The 16,339-nt window shown below is 47.6% G+C and carries 18 protein-coding genes, 1 tRNA gene, 1 rRNA gene and 1 other RNA gene; 15 read left to right on the top strand and 6 right to left on the bottom strand.

What is annotated here, in order from left to right; all coding sequences use genetic code 11:
- The first annotated feature begins 480 nt into the window (after positions 1 to 480).
- The 7 genes from AF_RS00490 to AF_RS00455 all read left to right on the top strand — a co-directional run bounded on the left by AF_RS00490 (position 481) and on the right by AF_RS00455 (position 6,258).
- Positions 481 to 762 (top strand): UPF0175 family protein, encoded by a 282-nt coding sequence (locus tag AF_RS00490; RefSeq protein ID WP_010877614.1) that lies wholly within the window; start codon positions 481 to 483, stop codon positions 760 to 762.
- On the top strand, positions 753 to 1,217 hold the full coding sequence (locus AF_RS00485) for a DUF3368 domain-containing protein (protein WP_010877613.1): 465 nt from the start codon (positions 753 to 755) through the stop codon (positions 1,215 to 1,217). The genes AF_RS00490 and AF_RS00485 overlap by 10 nt, the downstream gene beginning before the upstream one ends.
- Positions 1,218 to 1,507: 290 nt before the next feature.
- Entirely contained in the window at positions 1,508 to 1,822 is a 315-nt protein-coding gene (locus AF_RS00480; protein ID WP_048064163.1) for a hypothetical protein, read from the top strand.
- 689 nt (positions 1,823 to 2,511) lie between these two features.
- The gene (locus tag AF_RS00470) at positions 2,512 to 2,784 is read left to right on the top strand and encodes a hypothetical protein (protein ID WP_231487542.1); all 273 of its coding nucleotides are present in this window, start codon (positions 2,512 to 2,514) and stop codon (positions 2,782 to 2,784) included.
- 963 nt (positions 2,785 to 3,747) lie between these two features.
- A complete protein-coding gene (gene wtpA, locus AF_RS00465; protein ID WP_010877608.1) occupies positions 3,748 to 4,776 on the top strand; it encodes a tungstate ABC transporter substrate-binding protein WtpA in 1,029 nt (342 codons plus the stop codon).
- The gene (gene wtpB, locus AF_RS00460) at positions 4,773 to 5,558 is read left to right on the top strand and encodes a tungstate ABC transporter permease WtpB (RefSeq protein ID WP_010877607.1); all 786 of its coding nucleotides are present in this window, start codon (positions 4,773 to 4,775) and stop codon (positions 5,556 to 5,558) included. The genes wtpA and wtpB overlap by 4 nt, the downstream gene beginning before the upstream one ends.
- Positions 5,536 to 6,258 (top strand): ATP-binding cassette domain-containing protein, encoded by a 723-nt coding sequence (locus tag AF_RS00455; protein WP_010877606.1) that lies wholly within the window; start codon positions 5,536 to 5,538, stop codon positions 6,256 to 6,258. The genes wtpB and AF_RS00455 overlap by 23 nt, the downstream gene beginning before the upstream one ends.
- On the opposite strand, the gene AF_RS00450 is transcribed toward AF_RS00455, so the two are convergent.
- The 3 genes from AF_RS00450 to AF_RS00440 are packed head-to-tail and all read right to left on the bottom strand — an operon-like array spanning position 6,255 to position 9,783.
- Complete coding sequence (locus AF_RS00450; RefSeq protein ID WP_010877605.1) at positions 6,255 to 7,229, bottom strand: fumarylacetoacetate hydrolase family protein; 975 nt, start codon at positions 7,227 to 7,229, stop codon at positions 6,255 to 6,257. The two genes, AF_RS00455 and AF_RS00450, sit on opposite strands and share 4 nt — an antisense overlap.
- A complete protein-coding gene (locus tag AF_RS00445; protein ID WP_010877604.1) occupies positions 7,226 to 8,107 on the bottom strand; it encodes an MBL fold metallo-hydrolase in 882 nt (293 codons plus the stop codon). Before AF_RS00445 ends, AF_RS00450 begins: the two co-directional genes overlap by 4 nt.
- Positions 8,108 to 8,154: 47 nt before the next feature.
- Positions 8,155 to 9,783 carry an AMP-binding protein gene (locus AF_RS00440; protein ID WP_010877603.1) on the bottom strand — a complete coding sequence of 543 codons (1,629 nt, stop codon included), beginning with the start codon at positions 9,781 to 9,783 and terminating at the stop codon, positions 8,155 to 8,157.
- 87 nt (positions 9,784 to 9,870) lie between these two features.
- Between AF_RS00440 and rnpB the strand changes: the two genes are divergently transcribed.
- The 6 genes from rnpB (at position 9,871) to AF_RS00415 (ending at position 13,439) form a co-directional block, all read left to right on the top strand.
- Positions 9,871 to 10,105, top strand: an RNA gene (rnpB, locus tag AF_RS12505) — RNase P RNA component.
- A gap of 35 nt (positions 10,106 to 10,140) precedes the next feature.
- Positions 10,141 to 11,043, top strand: coding sequence for a MetQ/NlpA family ABC transporter substrate-binding protein (locus AF_RS00435; protein ID WP_010877602.1), 903 nt, complete (start codon positions 10,141 to 10,143; stop codon positions 11,041 to 11,043).
- Complete coding sequence (locus AF_RS00430) at positions 11,040 to 11,771, top strand: ABC transporter ATP-binding protein (RefSeq protein WP_010877601.1); 732 nt, start codon at positions 11,040 to 11,042, stop codon at positions 11,769 to 11,771. The genes AF_RS00435 and AF_RS00430 overlap by 4 nt, the downstream gene beginning before the upstream one ends.
- Positions 11,735 to 12,469: an ABC transporter permease gene (locus AF_RS00425; RefSeq protein WP_010877600.1), complete on the top strand. Its 735-nt coding sequence runs from the start codon at positions 11,735 to 11,737 to the stop codon at positions 12,467 to 12,469. Before AF_RS00430 ends, AF_RS00425 begins: the two co-directional genes overlap by 37 nt.
- A gap of 492 nt (positions 12,470 to 12,961) precedes the next feature.
- Positions 12,962 to 13,282 carry a winged helix-turn-helix domain-containing protein gene (locus tag AF_RS00420; RefSeq protein WP_231487538.1) on the top strand — a complete coding sequence of 107 codons (321 nt, stop codon included), beginning with the start codon at positions 12,962 to 12,964 and terminating at the stop codon, positions 13,280 to 13,282.
- Complete coding sequence (locus AF_RS00415; RefSeq protein ID WP_231487537.1) at positions 13,263 to 13,439, top strand: hypothetical protein; 177 nt, start codon at positions 13,263 to 13,265, stop codon at positions 13,437 to 13,439. Before AF_RS00420 ends, AF_RS00415 begins: the two co-directional genes overlap by 20 nt.
- An 8-nt stretch (positions 13,440 to 13,447) precedes the next feature.
- Here AF_RS00415 and AF_RS00410 read toward each other — a convergent pair whose 3' ends face one another.
- A complete protein-coding gene (locus AF_RS00410; protein ID WP_010877596.1) occupies positions 13,448 to 14,296 on the bottom strand; it encodes a tyrosine-type recombinase/integrase in 849 nt (282 codons plus the stop codon).
- Between the two features lie 47 nt (positions 14,297 to 14,343).
- Positions 14,344 to 14,416: transfer RNA gene (locus tag AF_RS00405), tRNA-Gln, on the bottom strand.
- Positions 14,417 to 14,511: 95 nt separating this feature from the next.
- On the opposite strand from AF_RS00405, the gene AF_RS00400 reads away from it, so the two are divergent.
- Entirely contained in the window at positions 14,512 to 14,982 is a 471-nt protein-coding gene (locus AF_RS00400; protein WP_010877595.1) for a DUF7144 family membrane protein, read from the top strand.
- A gap of 24 nt (positions 14,983 to 15,006) precedes the next feature.
- Positions 15,007 to 15,127: ribosomal RNA gene (rrf, locus tag AF_RS00395) — 5S ribosomal RNA — on the top strand.
- Positions 15,128 to 15,204: 77 nt separating this feature from the next.
- Here the strand turns inward: rrf and AF_RS00390 are convergent.
- The gene (locus tag AF_RS00390; RefSeq protein WP_010877594.1) at positions 15,205 to 16,332 is read right to left on the bottom strand and encodes an acetylornithine/succinylornithine family transaminase; all 1,128 of its coding nucleotides are present in this window, start codon (positions 16,330 to 16,332) and stop codon (positions 15,205 to 15,207) included.
- Positions 16,333 to 16,339: the final 7 nt, after the last annotated feature.

Below are 16,339 nucleotides of genomic sequence, written 5' to 3'. Positions count from 1 at the left end.
TCTCTCTTCTGGCCTATGTATTTTTGATGTTAGTCTATAGGGCATTTCCAAATATTTCCCAACTCACGAAAGCTTCACTTTGATCGAACACACTCTATAATCGACTTTAATGGTCTTTGCCTTAATTTTTTAGTGTTTATTCTGCTCTAATCCGTTCTATTACTGGTACCCTCTGCTTATCCCTCAGCAGCTGCCTGAACTTCTCCACATGTCCTCTCTCGCAGCAACTGCTTTTCACAGAGCGCCATTGATTGGAGAAGCTCTGCTTTTACCTTACGGTTTGTTTCAATTAATAGCCACAATTTTGGACTGTTTTACGTGATTTTAATAGCCACGAACTGTGAACGTTTCTGATTGGACTTCCCTTATTTTGGAAGCATCAAAAGGTATTCCTGGTTACTTCAATCTGGATGCTGCTCCACAGTCGGCGAGTCGAAAATTATTTGAGGCTCTTTAACCACTGAAGTATAGTGGGAGAATATGAACGCCATCTGGATTGTAAAAGGAATAGAAAATGTTGTTAAATCAAATCCGAAGAGACTCGAAGAGCTTCTTGCCAATCTCAGGAGAGATAAGGAGTTGTTCGAAGAAATTGTTATCTCCGCCTACGTTGAGGGGCTGATTAGCCTGTCCAAGGCTTCTGAATTGCTTGAAATTACGCGAGATGAAATGGCTGAGATTCTTAGAAAGAGGGGAGTGCCTCTAAGAAATTTGAACAAAGATGACCTGGTCGCCGAAGTAGAGGCGATCAAATGGTTTTAGTCGATAATACCGTTCTTTCGAACTTTGCAAAAGTCGGTAGAGTCGACCTTCTCAGTAAAGCCTTCGAAAAACTATTTGTGACCGAGCAGGTTAAGGAAGAGTTTGAGTTTGGTGTTAAACGAGGCGTGTTACCAGCTTTGCCCCGCAATTTTGAAATTCTGAGGCTTGAGGAGTATGAGTTGGATATTTACAACTCTCTGAGAACAAATCTGGGGAAGGGAGAAGCTTCTTGCTTGGCTATTGCAAAAAATCGAAAAATACCTCTCCTTACAGACGACTTCGATGCCAGAAAGGTTGCCAACATTTTAGGTGTTCCAGTTTCAGGTACTGTCGGCGTGCTGGCTCGATGCGTTGAAAAGAACCTGATTTCAAAAGATGAAGGAAATCAAATCCTTAAAGAAATGATAGCAAAAGGCTTTTACTCTCCGATTTCGGATTTGGACGAGATTCTGTAAAATGGGGTTTGGTAGCGGGGATATCCTTACTCATCAGAATGCTGCTTGGATTTATTTAAATTATATAATATAATAATTTAGTTGTCAAAATATTCTACATAAATATTCTCAAACTATGGTCAGAAACTACATATAGCAATTGATGTATTGTTTTAATGGTGGTAGCATCTGAAAAAGGTGTTGAGTCTGGTTTTGGTGCTGAATAGTAGCGTTGTGCCGGTGATGGCCGTCGGCGGTGAACAAATCACAGTATGCAGTTCTAAGAGCTGTTCAAATGAGAGGTGGATAAAATGAAGGGCAAAAAATTTTTGGTTTTTATCTCATTTTTTATAATCCTGCTTGGAATATTAGATCTAATTATGGAATTCGACCACCGTTCCTACATAATTATACTTGTGGGGCTTGCATCTCTTTTTGCATCGCTGAACATCAGCATCTCACGTCTCGCCATCGCCGTCTGCATCGCTGCAGCAGTATTTATAGAAGCCATTCATGTTTCCAATCTGCATTACAGGGTGATACTTTATGCCATAGGAAGTTTACCTTTAATAATATCGGTTGGCTCGTATCTTAAGGGAAGTGAGAAGGGTAGGGGGATGAGATGAGGGTTGAGGATGTTTTTTAATTCTATTTATTTTTTTAATACCTGCAACAGTGGCAAGCTATGTGTTCATAAGAGTGTCCAAGATTAGAAAAGGCTACTTCCCCGTTTTGCTTGCTATAGGTTTTGCAATCACTTTTGCTGAAGGTTTCATCCTTTTCCTCGTAAATTTTGGAGCTATCCCTACAAATGGTCCCACAATCCAACTTGTGCCACAGATAATCATGCAAAATCCAAATCCACTGATACGCTTCTATGGGACGTTAATACTTCTGTGTTTTCTGAATACGATCGTGTTGAGCATATTTTACGCTACTATAGCTAAATTGCTGCCCAAATTTTCCGGATAGGTGATACAATGAAATGGGGCAGCAGTACTGGTGGTTTGGTGCTGGGAGAGCTTGGAGGAATTAGCACAAGCAATGGCAGGGGACGGAAACCCCTAACCCCGGATATCGTTGCACAGCATGAGATTTCCCACTGGGAGCATGACCGTGCATCATGAACTGCTGCTGGGTCACTTTAGGGGGCGATACATGGTGCGATTCATGCAGGCACAGGATAGAACATCAACATCAACGGAATAAGCGATAAGTGATACCATGAAGAAAAAACACCTCGTCTTTTTACTTTTAATTAATTTTGTTGTCAGTGGTCTTCCTGCACATAATGCTGGCCACATGGGGGCTCCACATGTCTTTCTACGTCAAAAAGCTATCCTCCCCCCAGAACTACTTCGAAATCACCGAAGAGGACTTTCGGGAGATTCCGAAGCTGAAGGAGATATTCGTGGACTTGCAGAAACTGGCTCCGGGAGAGGAGAGAAGCTACGAGCTCGACTTCAGCACCGGAAACAAAATTAGCGAGTATCTAACAGAAAAGCAGGCTGAAGTTGGTGAATGCGGCTACACATACTGCTTCAAATACGGTGATGCTTACTACGGAGCCCACATGGGGACGCCTTAGATAGAGTGGAGTGGAAAGATGGGACCCATTAACTTGGCACTGTATCATTAGCAGTTATTATTTTTATATTTTTTGGAATTTTTTCTTACCGATGTTTATCGTATACCGTGGTTTTGGGCTTCTCGACCCTTTTGCTGTTAAAGGAAGATACACCTCAGACTGTTACATATTCCTCCTAAGCGAAGAACCGTTCGAAAACGTAACACACTGTTCGTCCCAACGGCAAAGCTGGGCTCTGTGGAGCTCCCACCAAAGAATTTCGAGACTACAAAGATTAACAACCGAACATCATAAAGCTAACCGGGGACAAGCTACCATCCGAAAAACTTTGGCCTGAAAAGAAAGAACGAAACCCTGTACAGGATGGAGTTCAGGGTCGAATTCCCCAAGATGAGCGAAAATCTCTCAGCGAATACAAAATAGATAATGACTCCGTAGAAATCCTCCGAAGCTACACCAATGCCAGCTAGTCAGGTTGCTCATCAGTCTGTATTTACCTTGAATTTGATTATGTAGACATTTTCGGTACACGAATTTCGGCCACTATCACTCTCTCAGGTGTTCGGCTCTAGGGAATGTTACAGATATGGAAAGAAACAAGTGGATATCGGCTCCTGTATCGTGTGAGGGTTAATCTATTGCTAAATAATTTTATCCAAATTTCGATTATTGATTTATTCGACATTTAAAGTCGAATTTTTAATTACAAAAACAAAATTTATTAAACTAAAATTCGATGAGGACTTTCTGAACAATTCGGTTGGCTCCGAACAATTCGGAATTAATCGAATTTTTAATATATTTTCGAAAACAAAAATTTTATAATACGCATGTTAGCTCACTGAATTCAGACTATTTCCAGCCTTTCCAAAACGAGTTTGTAAACGTTTGAATTATTCCCCCTAAACCAAATGTTAGGGTTTGCGACACTTCACAAAAGTTAAATATCCGATATGAACAGCAATGCATATCGGAGGTGGCGTTGTGAAAATCAGAATCTTGATTCTTCTGATGCTGGCGCTGTTTCTGCTTGGATGCTCCTCCAACGTAAACACGAATGTAAAGCTGAAGGTCTTTCATGCAGGAAGCCTGACAGAGCCGATGAAGGCTTTCAAGCGAGCTTTTGAGGAGAAGCATCCGAACGTAGAGGTGCAGACTGAGGCTGCAGGAAGTGCTGCGACGATCAGAAAGGTTACTGAGCTTGGAAGGAAGGCTGATGTGATTGCAACGGCTGACTACACCTTAATCCAAAAAATGATGTACCCGGAATTTGCAAACTGGACGATAATGTTCGCCAAAAATCAGATTGTTCTGGCCTACAGGAACGACAGCAGGTATGCTGACGAAATCAACTCGCAAAACTGGTATGAAATCCTGAAAAGGCCCGACGTGAGATTTGGCTTCTCCAACCCCAACGACGACCCTTGCGGGTACCGCTCGCTTATGGCAATCCAGCTTGCGGAGCTTTACTACAACGACCCAACCATCTTCGACGAACTTGTTGCGAAAAACTCCAACCTGCGCTTTAGCGAGGATAATGGCAGCTACGTTCTCAGAATGCCCTCATCTGAAAGAATAGAGATTAACAAGAGCAAGATAATGATTAGAAGCATGGAGATGGAGCTGATACACCTCGTTGAGAGCGGAGAATTAGACTACTTCTTCATTTACAAGAGCGTGGCCAAGCAGCACGGCTTTAATTTCGTTGAGCTCCCTGTTGAAATTGACCTAAGCAGCCCCGATTATGCCGAACTATACAGCAAGGTTAAAGTTGTTCTTGCAAACGGCAAAGAGGTGACAGGCAAGCCAATCGTTTACGGCATCACCATCCCGAAAAATGCTGAAAACAGGGAGCTTGCTGTGGAGTTTGTGAAGCTCGTAATAAGCGAGGAGGGGCAGGAAATTCTAAGAGAGCTCGGGCAGGAGCCGCTTGTCCCACCAAGGGCCGACACAGCAGTTCCAAGCCTGAAAGCAATGGTGGAGGTATCATGAGGCTGCTTTTCTCAGCCCTTCTGGCCCTTCTTTCTTCAATAATCCTCCTTTTCGTACTGCTGCCAGTTGCTGCCACCGTTACTCTCCAGCTCTTCAACTTTGACGAATTTTTGAAAGCTGCATCAGACCCGGCAGTTTGGAAAGTCGTCCTCACAACCTACTACGCAGCTTTGATTTCCACTCTAATCGCAGTAATTTTTGGCACACCGCTCGCCTACATTCTCGCAAGGAAGAGCTTTCCGGGAAAAAGCGTTGTGGAGGGGATTGTTGATTTGCCCGTAGTTATTCCCCACACCGTGGCCGGAATAGCCCTGCTTGTCGTTTTTGGGTCCAGCGGGCTGATTGGAAGCTTCTCCCCTCTCAAATTCGTCGATGCTCTTCCGGGAATCGTTGTTGCAATGCTGTTCGTATCCGTGCCAATTTACATAAATCAGGCAAAGGAAGGCTTTGCCAGCGTTGACGTCAGGCTTGAGCACGTTGCAAGGACTCTTGGCTCCTCTCCGCTTAGGGTTTTCTTCACTGTCAGCCTCCCCCTCTCCGTAAGGCATATTGTGGCAGGGGCAATAATGTCGTGGGCGAGGGGAATAAGCGAGTTTGGGGCTGTGGTGGTTATAGCATACTATCCCATGATTGCTCCGACGCTGATTTACGAGCGCTACCTTTCTGAGGGCTTGTCGGCAGCCATGCCGGTTGCAGCAATCCTGATACTGCTCAGTTTGGCAGTTTTTGTGGCCTTAAGAATTATTGTGGGGAGAGAAGATGTTTCTGAAGGTCAGGGCTGAGAAAAGGCTGGGGAACTTCAGGCTTAACGTGGACTTTGAGATGGGCAGAGACTACTGCGTGCTGCTCGGCCCGACTGGTGCTGGAAAGAGCGTTTTTCTCGAACTTATTGCCGGGATTGTAAAGCCTGACAGGGGAGAGGTGAGGTTAAACGGTGCTGACATCACTCCGCTTCCTCCAGAGAGGAGAGGAATCGGCTTTGTTCCCCAAGACTACGCCCTCTTCCCCCACCTCAGCGTTTACAGGAACATCGCCTACGGCCTCAGAAATGTTGAGAGGGTTGAGAGAGACAGGAGAGTCAGGGAGATGGCGGAAAAGCTCGGCATAGCCCACTTACTTGACAGAAAACCTGCAAGGCTCAGCGGTGGGGAAAGACAGAGGGTGGCGCTGGCAAGAGCCCTTGTAATCCAGCCAAGGCTCCTTCTGCTTGACGAGCCGCTCTCTGCTGTTGATCTAAAAACGAAGGGGGTGTTGATGGAGGAGCTGAGGTTTGTGCAGAGGGAGTTTGATGTTCCGATATTGCATGTAACTCACGATCTTATTGAAGCTGCGATGCTTGCGGATGAGGTGGCGGTGATGCTCAACGGAAGAATAGTGGAAAAGGGGAAGCTCAAGGAGCTTTTCAGCGCAAAGAATGGGGAGGTTGCAGAGTTTCTCTCTGCGAGAAATCTTCTGCTGAAGGTCTCGAAAATACTCGATTAGGTTTTTACTATCGGATTTCTCAGCACCCCAATTCCCTCAATCTCAAGCTCCACCACGTCTCCCGGCTTGAGGAGCTTTCCAACGTGCATCCCGCATCCCCCGCCGGGAGTGCCTGAGAGCATTACGGTGCCGGGGTGGATTGTTTGGTCTTTGGAGAGATGGGCAATCAGGTCGGGAATCTTCCAGTGCATGTCCTTCGTGCTGGCCTCGCTCCAGACCTCTCCATTAACTCTCGCCACCATCTTCAGGTTGTGGGGATCCTTGATTTCATCCTTCGTCACTATGCAAGGCCCCATTGGTGTTGCGTTGTCAAAATCCTTGCTCTTTAACGGCCCGAGGGGCATGGCTTTTAGCTCAATGAACTCCATGTCCCTCGCACTGATGTCGTTGACGATTGTGTAGCCCAGAACGTAATCCATCGCATCCTCCTTCGATACGTTCTTCCCCCTCTTCCCCACAACAATTCCAAACTCAAGCTCGTAGTCGAGAATTTGCGTGAAGCTCGGCCATATAACAGGCTCCTCAGGGCCAATTACGGAGTAGGGGTTCATTTTGTATCCAACTGGAACCTGATACCACTCCTGCGGTATGCTCATGCCGAGCTTTTCAAAGCCCATTCTCACGTGCTCCTCGAAGGTTGAGAAGTCCACCATCAGTTTGGGCTTAAGGGGAGCTTTCAGCTTCACCTCGCTGAGAGGCCATACAGCCCTCTCTCCATTCGGCCCCTCAACCTCTCCCTCCTTTTCCTCAACAAACTCCCTTACTCTCTCTGCCTCCTCAAGAGCTCTCTCTTCCCCCTCAAGAAAGCCGAGCATGTCTGGTGGCATTAAAGCTTGAGCAACTCTCATTGCAACCGCCACACCTTCTTTCCTTAGCAGAGATGCATAGCATAGAGTCAAATCGAAAACCTTCTCACCTTGCACGAAACCAATCCTCTCCTCTCCCAGCCTTTCAAAGGTTACGAGCCTCATTTTCTACCACCTCCGTATTCGAGCATTTTTCTCGCCACCTCAACCAATTCAGCAAACTCCAGCTCCCTTCCCTCAATCTCGGCGTAGGCTCTGGCCACATTGCCGACAATTCTCTCCGCTTCGCTCCACTTTGCATATTCGCCCAGATCAATGTCCATCGCCGCCTCGTACCAGCCCATTCCCCTCTCGTGCCTCTTCTTTGCCTCCTCCCAGACAAACTCGAAGTATTCAATCGCCTCAACCAGATGCTCTTCCCCTGCCAGCCCACCATGGCCCGGAACGTAAATTTTTGCATCAAGGTTGAGAAGTTCTCTGAGCGCGTTTACGCTCCCCCTGACAGACCCGCCGACGGCAAGGGGTGTGCAGGGCTTTGCGAATAGCAAGTCTCCGCAGAAAACAACTTTCTTTTGGGGAATATATATGTAGCAATCCCCCCTCGTGTGAGCAACACCCGGATGGATGATTTGCATTTCAGCGTCATTATAAAGCTTCATTCTGCTTTCGAAAGTGATGTTCTGCGGCGTTATTTTCGCCCCGCTGAAGTCCAAGTCGGGAAAAAGGGACTGATAAATTTCTACGAAGGCCATTAATGTTTCCTGCCTTCCCATCTCGTGAGCTACTGCGACCGCATCAAAAAGATGATTCGTCCAAACGTGGTCAGGGTGGCCGTGAGTGTTGATGAGAATTCTGAAATCTTTGGCTGTAACCTCCCTGAATTGGCTGATCATCTCCTTAGCTCTCTGCTCGTTGCAAACACTGTCAACAACCACACTGAACTCTTCACCCACAATTAAACCTGCGTTGTTTACGAACCACTCCCCTCTGCCCTGAATGTATGCATAGACTCCGTCAGCAACCTCAACCAGCTTGCCGTGCATGAGGCTAAGTGGAGTTGGGCAAGATATAGCTTATCCTTTTTTGCCCTTCAACCCTTTTCGGCCTCCTTCTCTCTCAGCAACCTCCTGAGAAGTTTTCCCGACGCCGTTCTGGGTAGCTCTTCAACAAATTCAACTTCCCTTACTCTTTTATAACCCGAAATCCTCTCTCTTACCCACTCTATTATGTCCTCTTCGTCAACCTTTCCCCTGTATTCTGGCTTGAGAACTATGAATGCCTTTGGAACTTCTCCAGCCTCCTCATCCGGCTTTCCTATAACTGCAACGTCCATAACAGCCTCGTGCTTCATCAACAGAGCTTCAAGTTCAAACGGTGCGATTGTATAACCCTTGTACTTGATGACTTCCTTTACTCTATCCTGAAAGTGCAGAAATCCCTCTTCATCAATAAACCCAACATCCCCGGTTCTGAAGAACTTTCTTCCCTTCTCATCGTACCACCAGCACTCCTGATTTTCCTTCTCCCTCTTCCAGTACCCTTTGAAAATGTTCGGACCTCTGATAACTATCTCACCACTCTCCCCAACACCAAGTTCTCTGCCATCCTCAAGCGAAATAACCTTGAGTTCTATATCAGACATTGGAACGCCCTGTGTCGTGCTCTTGTCGAGTCTCAAAGGAGGATTCGTCGTAACCATCGGACATGCCTCGGTCATTCCCCAGATTTGATTGTGCCTGAGGCGAGGATTGTTACACTTTTCAGCAGCCAGTTTCAGAAGCTTTTCAACCAGAGCGGGAGCAACAGGCCAGGCACCCGTAGCAAAGACCTTCAGATAGCTCCAGTCATAGGTTTTATTCGAACTTTCAAGAGTGTTGACGAGCACGTTGAGCGCTGGAGGAACGGCCCATGAAAATGTGCCCTTGTACTTTTCAATGTTCTCAGCCAGCATCTCCTGGTTAAACATTCCCATCACAACATACTCGTTACCGACGGTAACCATCAAATTGACCAGTCCAAACTCCGCTGAATGGAACATTGGCATGCAGCCCACAATCGTGTCCATGTGCGAAAGCCCTGTAGCTACGGCAAGCTGTAAGGCGTTTGCAGCTAAATTAAAGTGTGTGAGCATCACACCCTTCGGCATTCCAGTTGTGCCGCCCGTATAGGGAATCAGTGCCACATCCTCTTCGGGATTCACCTTCACGTTTTCAAAATCCTCACTGCCGGAATCCATAACTTCTGACAAGCTGTTTACCTCACCACCGACAACGAAAACTCTTTCAACTCCTGTCTTTTCAAGAACAGGTTTGAAATTCTCGTAGAGCATACTGTGAACGACCAGCGTTGTAGCTTCGCTGTCGTTCAGGATGTGCTCTAATTCAAACGACTTGTACATGGGGTTTATCGGAACGGGAGTTGCAGCAACTCTCCAGAGAGCGTAGATTGTCATAACGTAATCGATAGAGTTAGGTATGCACACACCAACGTGCTCCCCTTTCCTCACTCCTTTCCTCGAGATGCCGCTGGCGAGCTTTTTCGTAACCTCACATATCTCCAGAAAATTCATACTTTCAGGAAACTCAGAAGGGAATTTTGGTTCTGCAGAAATTATTGCCGTCTTTTCCCCAAATTTTTCGGCTGCTGCATCTATTCTGTCCGCCAACGAGATTTTTGGGTAATACAAACTTGGAAATCCGATTTTGTACTTCAACTCCATGCACTCAATCACAATTTAACATTAAAATACCTTTCGCTTTTTACTTTGAGCTAATTTTTAATAGTCGTCGGAGAAACATTACAGTGGGAGCGGCGGTGGGCGGCTGACCGAAAGGAGGAAAGTCCCCCCACCCGCTGTGGCGGAAGGCCCCTGAGAAGGGGCGGAGGAGGAACAGAAACGAGACCGGTGCGGGGAAATGCGATGATTCCGCAAGGATGAGGTCACCCGCTCCGGATGAAACGGCCTCCTCCCCGCCGGGTGCAACGCGTAAGCGGCTCAGTCTAATGCCGCCGGAACAGAAGGGGGCTTACTACCGCCACTCCCAAAGTTTTTTGAACCCTCCACAAATTTTTCACTATGCGGAGGTTGTTGTTAACTCTGATTCTTGCAGCAACCCTGCTCGGATGCAGCCAGGCACCGCAGGAAAAACTCAAAGTGGGAATTTTGCCGATTGAGGACTCTCTGCCCATAGTTGTGGCCGACGAGCAGGGCTTTTTCAAAAAGCACGGACTCGATGTTGAGGTTATACAGTTCTCAAGCGCCGTTGAGAGAGATGCCGCGCTGACCGCCGGAGAGGTCGATGCCGTTATAACCGATCCGCTTGCGGTGATACTGCTCAGAGACAAGGGCTACGACGTCAGAATAGCCTCATTGTGCTTGGGAAAAACACCTAAAGAGGGAGTTTTCGCTATACTCGCTGCACCAAACTCCGACATCGACTCAGTTGAGGATTTAGACGGCAAGGAAATAGCAGTCTCGCTGAACACAATAATCGAATACGCTCTTGACGTTATGCTGTCCGAATACGGATTAAACTACACCAAGATTTCCATCCCCAAGATTCCGATAAGAATGCAGGCTTTGCTGAATGGGAATGTAGAGACTGCCGTTCTGCCGGAGCCACTAGCAAGCTACGCGGTAAGCAAAGGTGCGAAGCTGATTCTCAGCGATGCGATGCTGAACGAGAGCATCACGCAGACTGTCATAGTCTTCAGAGGGGATGTTGATGACGAGAAGGTTCAGAAGTTCCTTGAAGCTTACAGAGAGGCTGTGAGGGAGATAAACGCGAACAAAGAGAAGTACAGGGAGAAATTCATTGAGATAGCGAGAGTTCCTGAGAATATTGCGGGCAGCTATCCAATACCCGATTATCCCGAACCGCAGCAACTGCCGAAGGAATACTACGACCGCTACCTTGAGTGGGCCATGCAGAGGGGGCTGATTGAGAAACCTGTCCCCTACGAAGAGGCAATCAGATGATTACGGTAAAGGGTATTTCAAAATTTTTTGGAGAGCTAAAGGCCCTTGATGGTGTCAGCTTTGAGGTTGAGGATGGAGAAACCTGCGCGATAATCGGTCCTTCAGGCTGCGGGAAGTCGACGTTACTGCTCATCATGGCCGGACTGCTCAAACCCTCTGAGGGTGAAGTGTTGGTCGATGACAGGGCTGTCAATTCCCCACTCAAAAATGCCGCCCTAATTCTTCAGGACTTTGGCCTGTTTCCGTGGAAAACCGTTTACGACAACGTTGCTCTTGGCTTGAAAATTAGGGGCTTCAGCAGGAGGGCAGAGAGGGAGAGAGTTACAGCGCTTCTCGAAAAGTTCGGTTTGAAGGGCTTTGAAAAGAGCTACCCTAAGCAGCTAAGCGGGGGGATGAAGCAGAGAGTAGCTATAGCCAGAGCAATCGCAATCGAACCCCAAATCCTCCTGATGGACGAGCCCCTCTCCTCCCTTGACGCTTTATCGAGAGAGGAAATGCAGAACTTCCTGCTCAATCTCTGGAAGGAAACTAAAACAACCATGGTTCTGGTGACTCACAGCATTGAAGAGGCCGTTTTTCTGGGAAGAAAGATAGTGGTTCTTACCGAGAGACCGGGAAGGGTGAAGGCGGTCGTGGATAACAGAGAGGCTGGGGATGAGAGTTACAGATACGAGGAGGTGTTTTTCGAAAGATGCAAGCTTCTAAGGCAGACTATAAGGGCTACCTGATAACCTTAGCTTCCCTGCTTCTCATCTGGGCGGCTGCAAGCTACTTACTGCAAAATCCCGCCCTGCCCAATCCACTGGACGTGCTGGCTTTAATCTTAACTCGCAAAGAGCTGATAACGCACACAGCCGTGAGCTTGATCAGAGTCGTGTACTCTCTCGCGCTTGCCCTCTCAGTTGCCCTTCCTGCTGGCATTTTAAGCCGCGAAAGAGTTGTTGATGCAACAATCTCGCCGATAATATACCTTCTCTATCCCATCCCCCACATTGTTCTTCTTCCCCTCTACATTCTTCTCTTCGGGATAGGTGACCTGTCAAGAGTTCTGCTCATCGCAACAATCCTTTTTTTCCAGATTGCCGTCACAACCAGAGATGCGGCAAAGCAGGTCAGCGATTACTACGTTTACTCAATACTCTCACTCGGAGCGTCAAAAATCGACATTTACAGGCACGTAATCATCCCAGCTGTTATGCCGAAAATCCTGACTGCGTTGAGAATAAGCATAGGAACCGCCATAGCAGTCCTGTTCTTTGCTGAGAGCTTCGCCACAACGAGCGGTCTGGGATACCTCATAATCGACTCCTGGAGCAGGGCCGACTACACGACAATGTACGCTGCAATTACAACAATGGCCCTTCTCGGCTTTGCACTGTACGTCATCGTTGAGAGCGCCGAGAGGAGAGTCTGCAGGTGGCTCTAAGTCCAAATCCATTATTCACAAGCCAGAGCGACTCCGGAATGTGAATCAGAAACCAGTGATAGCTGTAAAAACAGGTGGGATTTCCGAGTCGAAAAGGAGGATAAACGCAACTGTAAGAGGTAAAAACTGCCCTTTTCCGGAGAAAATTCCCGTCTTTCCTTAGCGTGAAGATCGCCAGTGGCACCAGCAAAAATGAAGTGAAGAACGTAAAGAAAGTGCACAAGTGTAGTTCTGCAAGGTAATCGGGGCAGAAACCTGCGAGACAAAAAACCTGACTAACTAGGTATGCCGCCAAGCAGATTACCACCGGTAGGTTCACCAAGAACGGTTTGATTGTCAAGGCCGTCGATCCTGCAAATGTGGCGATGGTCCTCGCCACCATCGAGGCAGAAGCTTTCGAGAGATACGAGCTCGAACAAAGAATTCTCGATAAAATTCTACAGTGTCCCCCAATCCAAAAATCTATTTATACTCCCCTATACAACCTTATACATGCAGCGCTACATCTACCCTGTCGACCTAACGGAAGTTGAGGATGAGCTCAACATCATAGTTGAGAAGCTTAAAACATCTAAGGCTGAGGCAATCAGAGAAGCGATCAGGCACTACGCTGAAGAACTTCGAGGATTGGAAGTTGTTGAGCTGAGAGACGTCCCGAAAGAGCAGGCCAAGGAAGAGGTGAAGGAGTTTATCAAGGGCAAGGAGAGAGTGTGGGCGGATGAGATCGCAGATGCCTTAAGACTCGACCTCAGCTTGGTTAACGATATTCTGATGGAGCTGTGGAGTGAGGGCTATGTCGAGCCAGAGGATTGAGGGAGAGAAGATTCGCTGCGTTGGCAGGAGGATCAGCAAGCCCAGGTTGATCCACCAGACTGGAAAGCACAGAGCAATTGAGATCTTCGTGGAGGGAAGGCCAGCTAAGGCGGAAGTTGTTAGAGCTTGGAGGGTGCTGAAAACTGCAGAGGATTAACCCCCAACTCACTCTTTTAAAGTCATTCGAATCAATCGCATTAAATGGCGATAAATCGAATTATCAAACTTGGGCTTGAGGAGGAGGCCAACAAGCTGCTCCTCCTCGTCCTGAAAATCGTAGTGTCTAAGGTCAACATCTCCTCCTCGGACAATGACAAAGTCTTCATCGCCGATAACGTGACCCATTAGAATCTTCTTTACCGCTGTGGGCATGCCCAGTCTGTCGCTCTGTTGAGAGAAGAATTTGCGCATGTGCTTCATTCTGAGCGGTGAGTTCACTTTACCAAATGACTTCCGCAGCGTCGATTCTGTAAACGGATAAACCGATTTAGGCTTGTAGCTCTCGAAAAACGCCTTGAGAGCTTCCTGAGCTTCGATTGAGATAAAAGTCACTCTCTCCTCATAGTCTTTTGTGATCTCAGCTGGGATGCGTATTGTTCTGTTTTCCAAATCGATGTTCTCAGCTTTTAGTCTGTAGAGTTCCTCAGCTCTGATGCCCGAAGTGGCTGCGAGCAAAACCGCAGCTCGTGTTCTCAGCACCATCGACCTTACTGGGAGATCCTGAACTTCAGATAGTAATTTTTTGATATCTTTAACTTTCACTACGAGCTTTCTCCGCTTGGGTGTTTTCGGAAGCTGGATCTCATCTGCAAGAGGGTAATTCAGGTGTTTAAGCAGTCTGCGGATGTCCAGCACGGCTTTACGCACATATTCGGGCGAATACTCTCTTTTTAATTCGTTTATATAAATTTTTATGTCACTAAGATTAAATCGGTATGAACACCACTCCGCAAAGTCATATAATCTCTTTGATGTGTCCCTCAAATGGCCACCAGAAACGCCCTTAATGGCCATTTTTGTCAAAATCTCCTCAATGTCCTGCTTATTGAAAACAAAACAGATAGCCCCGGCCGGATTCGAACCGGCGTCGCCGGATCCAGAGTCCGGCAGGATTGACCGCTACCCCACGGGGCTTCGATTCGAATGGTACCCAAGGGTTTATCAAAATTTTGGTTTCAGGAACTCCAGGAAATGGCAAACGATATATATTTCCACAATTTAAAGCCTACATGCGTCCTCTCGGCGTCACGATACTCGCAATCGTCCTTCTTGCAATCGGCTCCCTCGCCGTTGTTACCGGCACAATTCTCCTTTCAACAAAAGAGGAGTCATACCCAGTTTTTGTCGAAGAGTACGGAAAGCTGCTCAACCAGTCTCTGGGCAATATGCCCGTCAGCGAGGAGGATCTGAAAACCGTTTACGAAATGGCTTCGTACATGGCGGTAACTTTCGGGATAGTTTACCTGCTGGCAGGGTTTGGCCTGCTCACACTCAAAGAGTGGGGCAGAATACTCACCATTCTGATAGCGGGGGTCAATTTTGTTTACAGCATTTTCCTCTTCTTCATCCAACCTCTGGCAGCTGTTGAAATCGCCATCAACCTGCTAATCATATGGTACCTAATGAAGCCCGAGGTTAGGGAGAAATTTTCCAGAAAAATTAGCATAGAAGAGCGGATTCTCGGCGACCAAAATCCTTAAATAACTCGGAGCCAAGCCAGTTATGCCGACGGTCATAGGACGGGGGAAACACCCGGACTCATTCCGAACCCGGAAGTTAAGCCCCGTTCCGTCCCGCACAGTACTGTGTTCCGAGAGGGCACGGGAACTGCGGGAACCGTCGGCTTTTTTGTTATTAGCTTTTGGAAGAGATTAGGTTCATCTGCTTCCGGTCTGCCTCTGCCCAATCCCTGTAAAAAAAGATTAATTCAGCATTATTTCAACAGCTTTATCAACCTCTCTTTCCGTAATTACGAGAGGCGGCACCAAGCGAATCCTCCTTTCGGAGGTGTTGTTGACCAGCAATCCATTTTCAAGGCACTTCCTGACGAATTCAGCCGCATCTCCTACGTCAAACCCAATCATGAGTCCCACTCCGATGACGTTCTCAAAGCTCTCCTTCAGCCTCTTAACGAAATACTCGCCCATCCTGGCTGAGTTCTCCACCAGCCCCTCTCTCTCGATGACTTCAATCGTCGCCAGTGCTGCAGTGCAGGCCAGAGGGTTTCCGCCGAAGGTTGAACCGTGGTCTCCTACCTGTATCTTCTCAGCAACCTCCTCCTTCAATGCGCAGCACCCTATCGGCACTCCTGAGCCCATTGCCTTTGCCATCGTTATCATGTCCGGCTCAATGCCGTAGTGGTCCTTGGCAAACCACCTGCCAGTCCTTCCGAAGCCCGTCTGGACCTCGTCAACTATGAGCAGAAATCCGTATTTTTCCCTAAGCTCCTCAATCGCTTTCACAAACTCCCTATCAGCCGGATAAACTCCAGCCTCGCCCTGCACGAGCTCTACAATGACGGCAGCGGTTTCTTCATCCACCACCTTCTCCAGACTCTCTGGATTGTTGAACTCGGCGAACTCAACGGGGCTTACCAGAGGCTCAAACGGTTTCCTGAACTTCTCCTTGTGCGTGACAGACAGAGCCCCCATCGTTCTGCCGTGAAAGTCACCGGTAAAGGAAACGAACTTCTTTCTTCCAGTGGCCCTCCTTGCGAACTTCAGGGCAGCCTCAACAGCCTCCGCTCCGCTGTTGCAGAAGAAGAACCTGTCCATTCCTGCAATTTCGCTCAATTTCTCTGCTAGCTCTACCTGAGGGGTGGTGTAGTAAAGGTTCGAAATGTGGATTAGCTTTTCGAGCTGCTCTTTCAGCCTCTCAACGAGGTGGCTGTTACAGTGGCCTATGCTCACCGTCGCTATTCCTGCAACCAGGTCCAAATACCTTTTTCCGTTGACGTCGTAAACGTAACAACCCTCTCCTCTTTCAATGACCACCTTCTGCCTTGTATATGTTTGCAGAATGTGCTTTTTCTCCCTCTCGATCCAGTCCATGGAAAAA

The organism is Archaeoglobus fulgidus DSM 4304 (assembly GCF_000008665.1).
In the GTDB taxonomy this organism is placed as follows: Archaea; Halobacteriota; Archaeoglobi; order Archaeoglobales; family Archaeoglobaceae; genus Archaeoglobus; species Archaeoglobus fulgidus.
This window is presented reverse-complemented; position numbering and strand designations above follow the sequence as displayed.

Bases quoted from the DNA above. Each gene is read 5' to 3' on its own strand.
- AF_RS00490 (WP_010877614.1), top strand. From the start codon at position 481: ATGAACGCCATCTGGATTGTAAAAGGAATAGAAAATGTTGTTAAATCA.
- AF_RS00485 (WP_010877613.1), top strand. From the start codon at position 753: ATGGTTTTAGTCGATAATACCGTTCTTTCGAACTTTGCAAAAGTCGGT.
- AF_RS00480 (WP_048064163.1), top strand. From the start codon at position 1,508: ATGAAGGGCAAAAAATTTTTGGTTTTTATCTCATTTTTTATAATCCTG.
- AF_RS00470 (WP_231487542.1), top strand. From the start codon at position 2,512: ATGTCTTTCTACGTCAAAAAGCTATCCTCCCCCCAGAACTACTTCGAA.
- wtpA (WP_010877608.1), top strand. From the start codon at position 3,748: ATGCATATCGGAGGTGGCGTTGTGAAAATCAGAATCTTGATTCTTCTG.
- wtpB (WP_010877607.1), top strand. From the start codon at position 4,773: ATGAGGCTGCTTTTCTCAGCCCTTCTGGCCCTTCTTTCTTCAATAATC.
- AF_RS00455 (WP_010877606.1), top strand. From the start codon at position 5,536: ATGTTTCTGAAGGTCAGGGCTGAGAAAAGGCTGGGGAACTTCAGGCTT.
- AF_RS00450 (WP_010877605.1), bottom strand. From the start codon at position 7,229: ATGAGGCTCGTAACCTTTGAAAGGCTGGGAGAGGAGAGGATTGGTTTC.
- AF_RS00445 (WP_010877604.1), bottom strand. From the start codon at position 8,107: ATGCACGGCAAGCTGGTTGAGGTTGCTGACGGAGTCTATGCATACATT.
- AF_RS00440 (WP_010877603.1), bottom strand. From the start codon at position 9,783: ATGGAGTTGAAGTACAAAATCGGATTTCCAAGTTTGTATTACCCAAAA.
- AF_RS00435 (WP_010877602.1), top strand. From the start codon at position 10,141: ATGCGGAGGTTGTTGTTAACTCTGATTCTTGCAGCAACCCTGCTCGGA.
- AF_RS00430 (WP_010877601.1), top strand. From the start codon at position 11,040: ATGATTACGGTAAAGGGTATTTCAAAATTTTTTGGAGAGCTAAAGGCC.
- AF_RS00425 (WP_010877600.1), top strand. From the start codon at position 11,735: ATGCAAGCTTCTAAGGCAGACTATAAGGGCTACCTGATAACCTTAGCT.
- AF_RS00420 (WP_231487538.1), top strand. From the start codon at position 12,962: ATGCAGCGCTACATCTACCCTGTCGACCTAACGGAAGTTGAGGATGAG.
- AF_RS00415 (WP_231487537.1), top strand. From the start codon at position 13,263: ATGTCGAGCCAGAGGATTGAGGGAGAGAAGATTCGCTGCGTTGGCAGG.
- AF_RS00410 (WP_010877596.1), bottom strand. From the start codon at position 14,296: ATGGCCATTAAGGGCGTTTCTGGTGGCCATTTGAGGGACACATCAAAG.
- AF_RS00400 (WP_010877595.1), top strand. From the start codon at position 14,512: ATGCGTCCTCTCGGCGTCACGATACTCGCAATCGTCCTTCTTGCAATC.
- AF_RS00390 (WP_010877594.1), bottom strand. From the start codon at position 16,332: ATGGACTGGATCGAGAGGGAGAAAAAGCACATTCTGCAAACATATACA.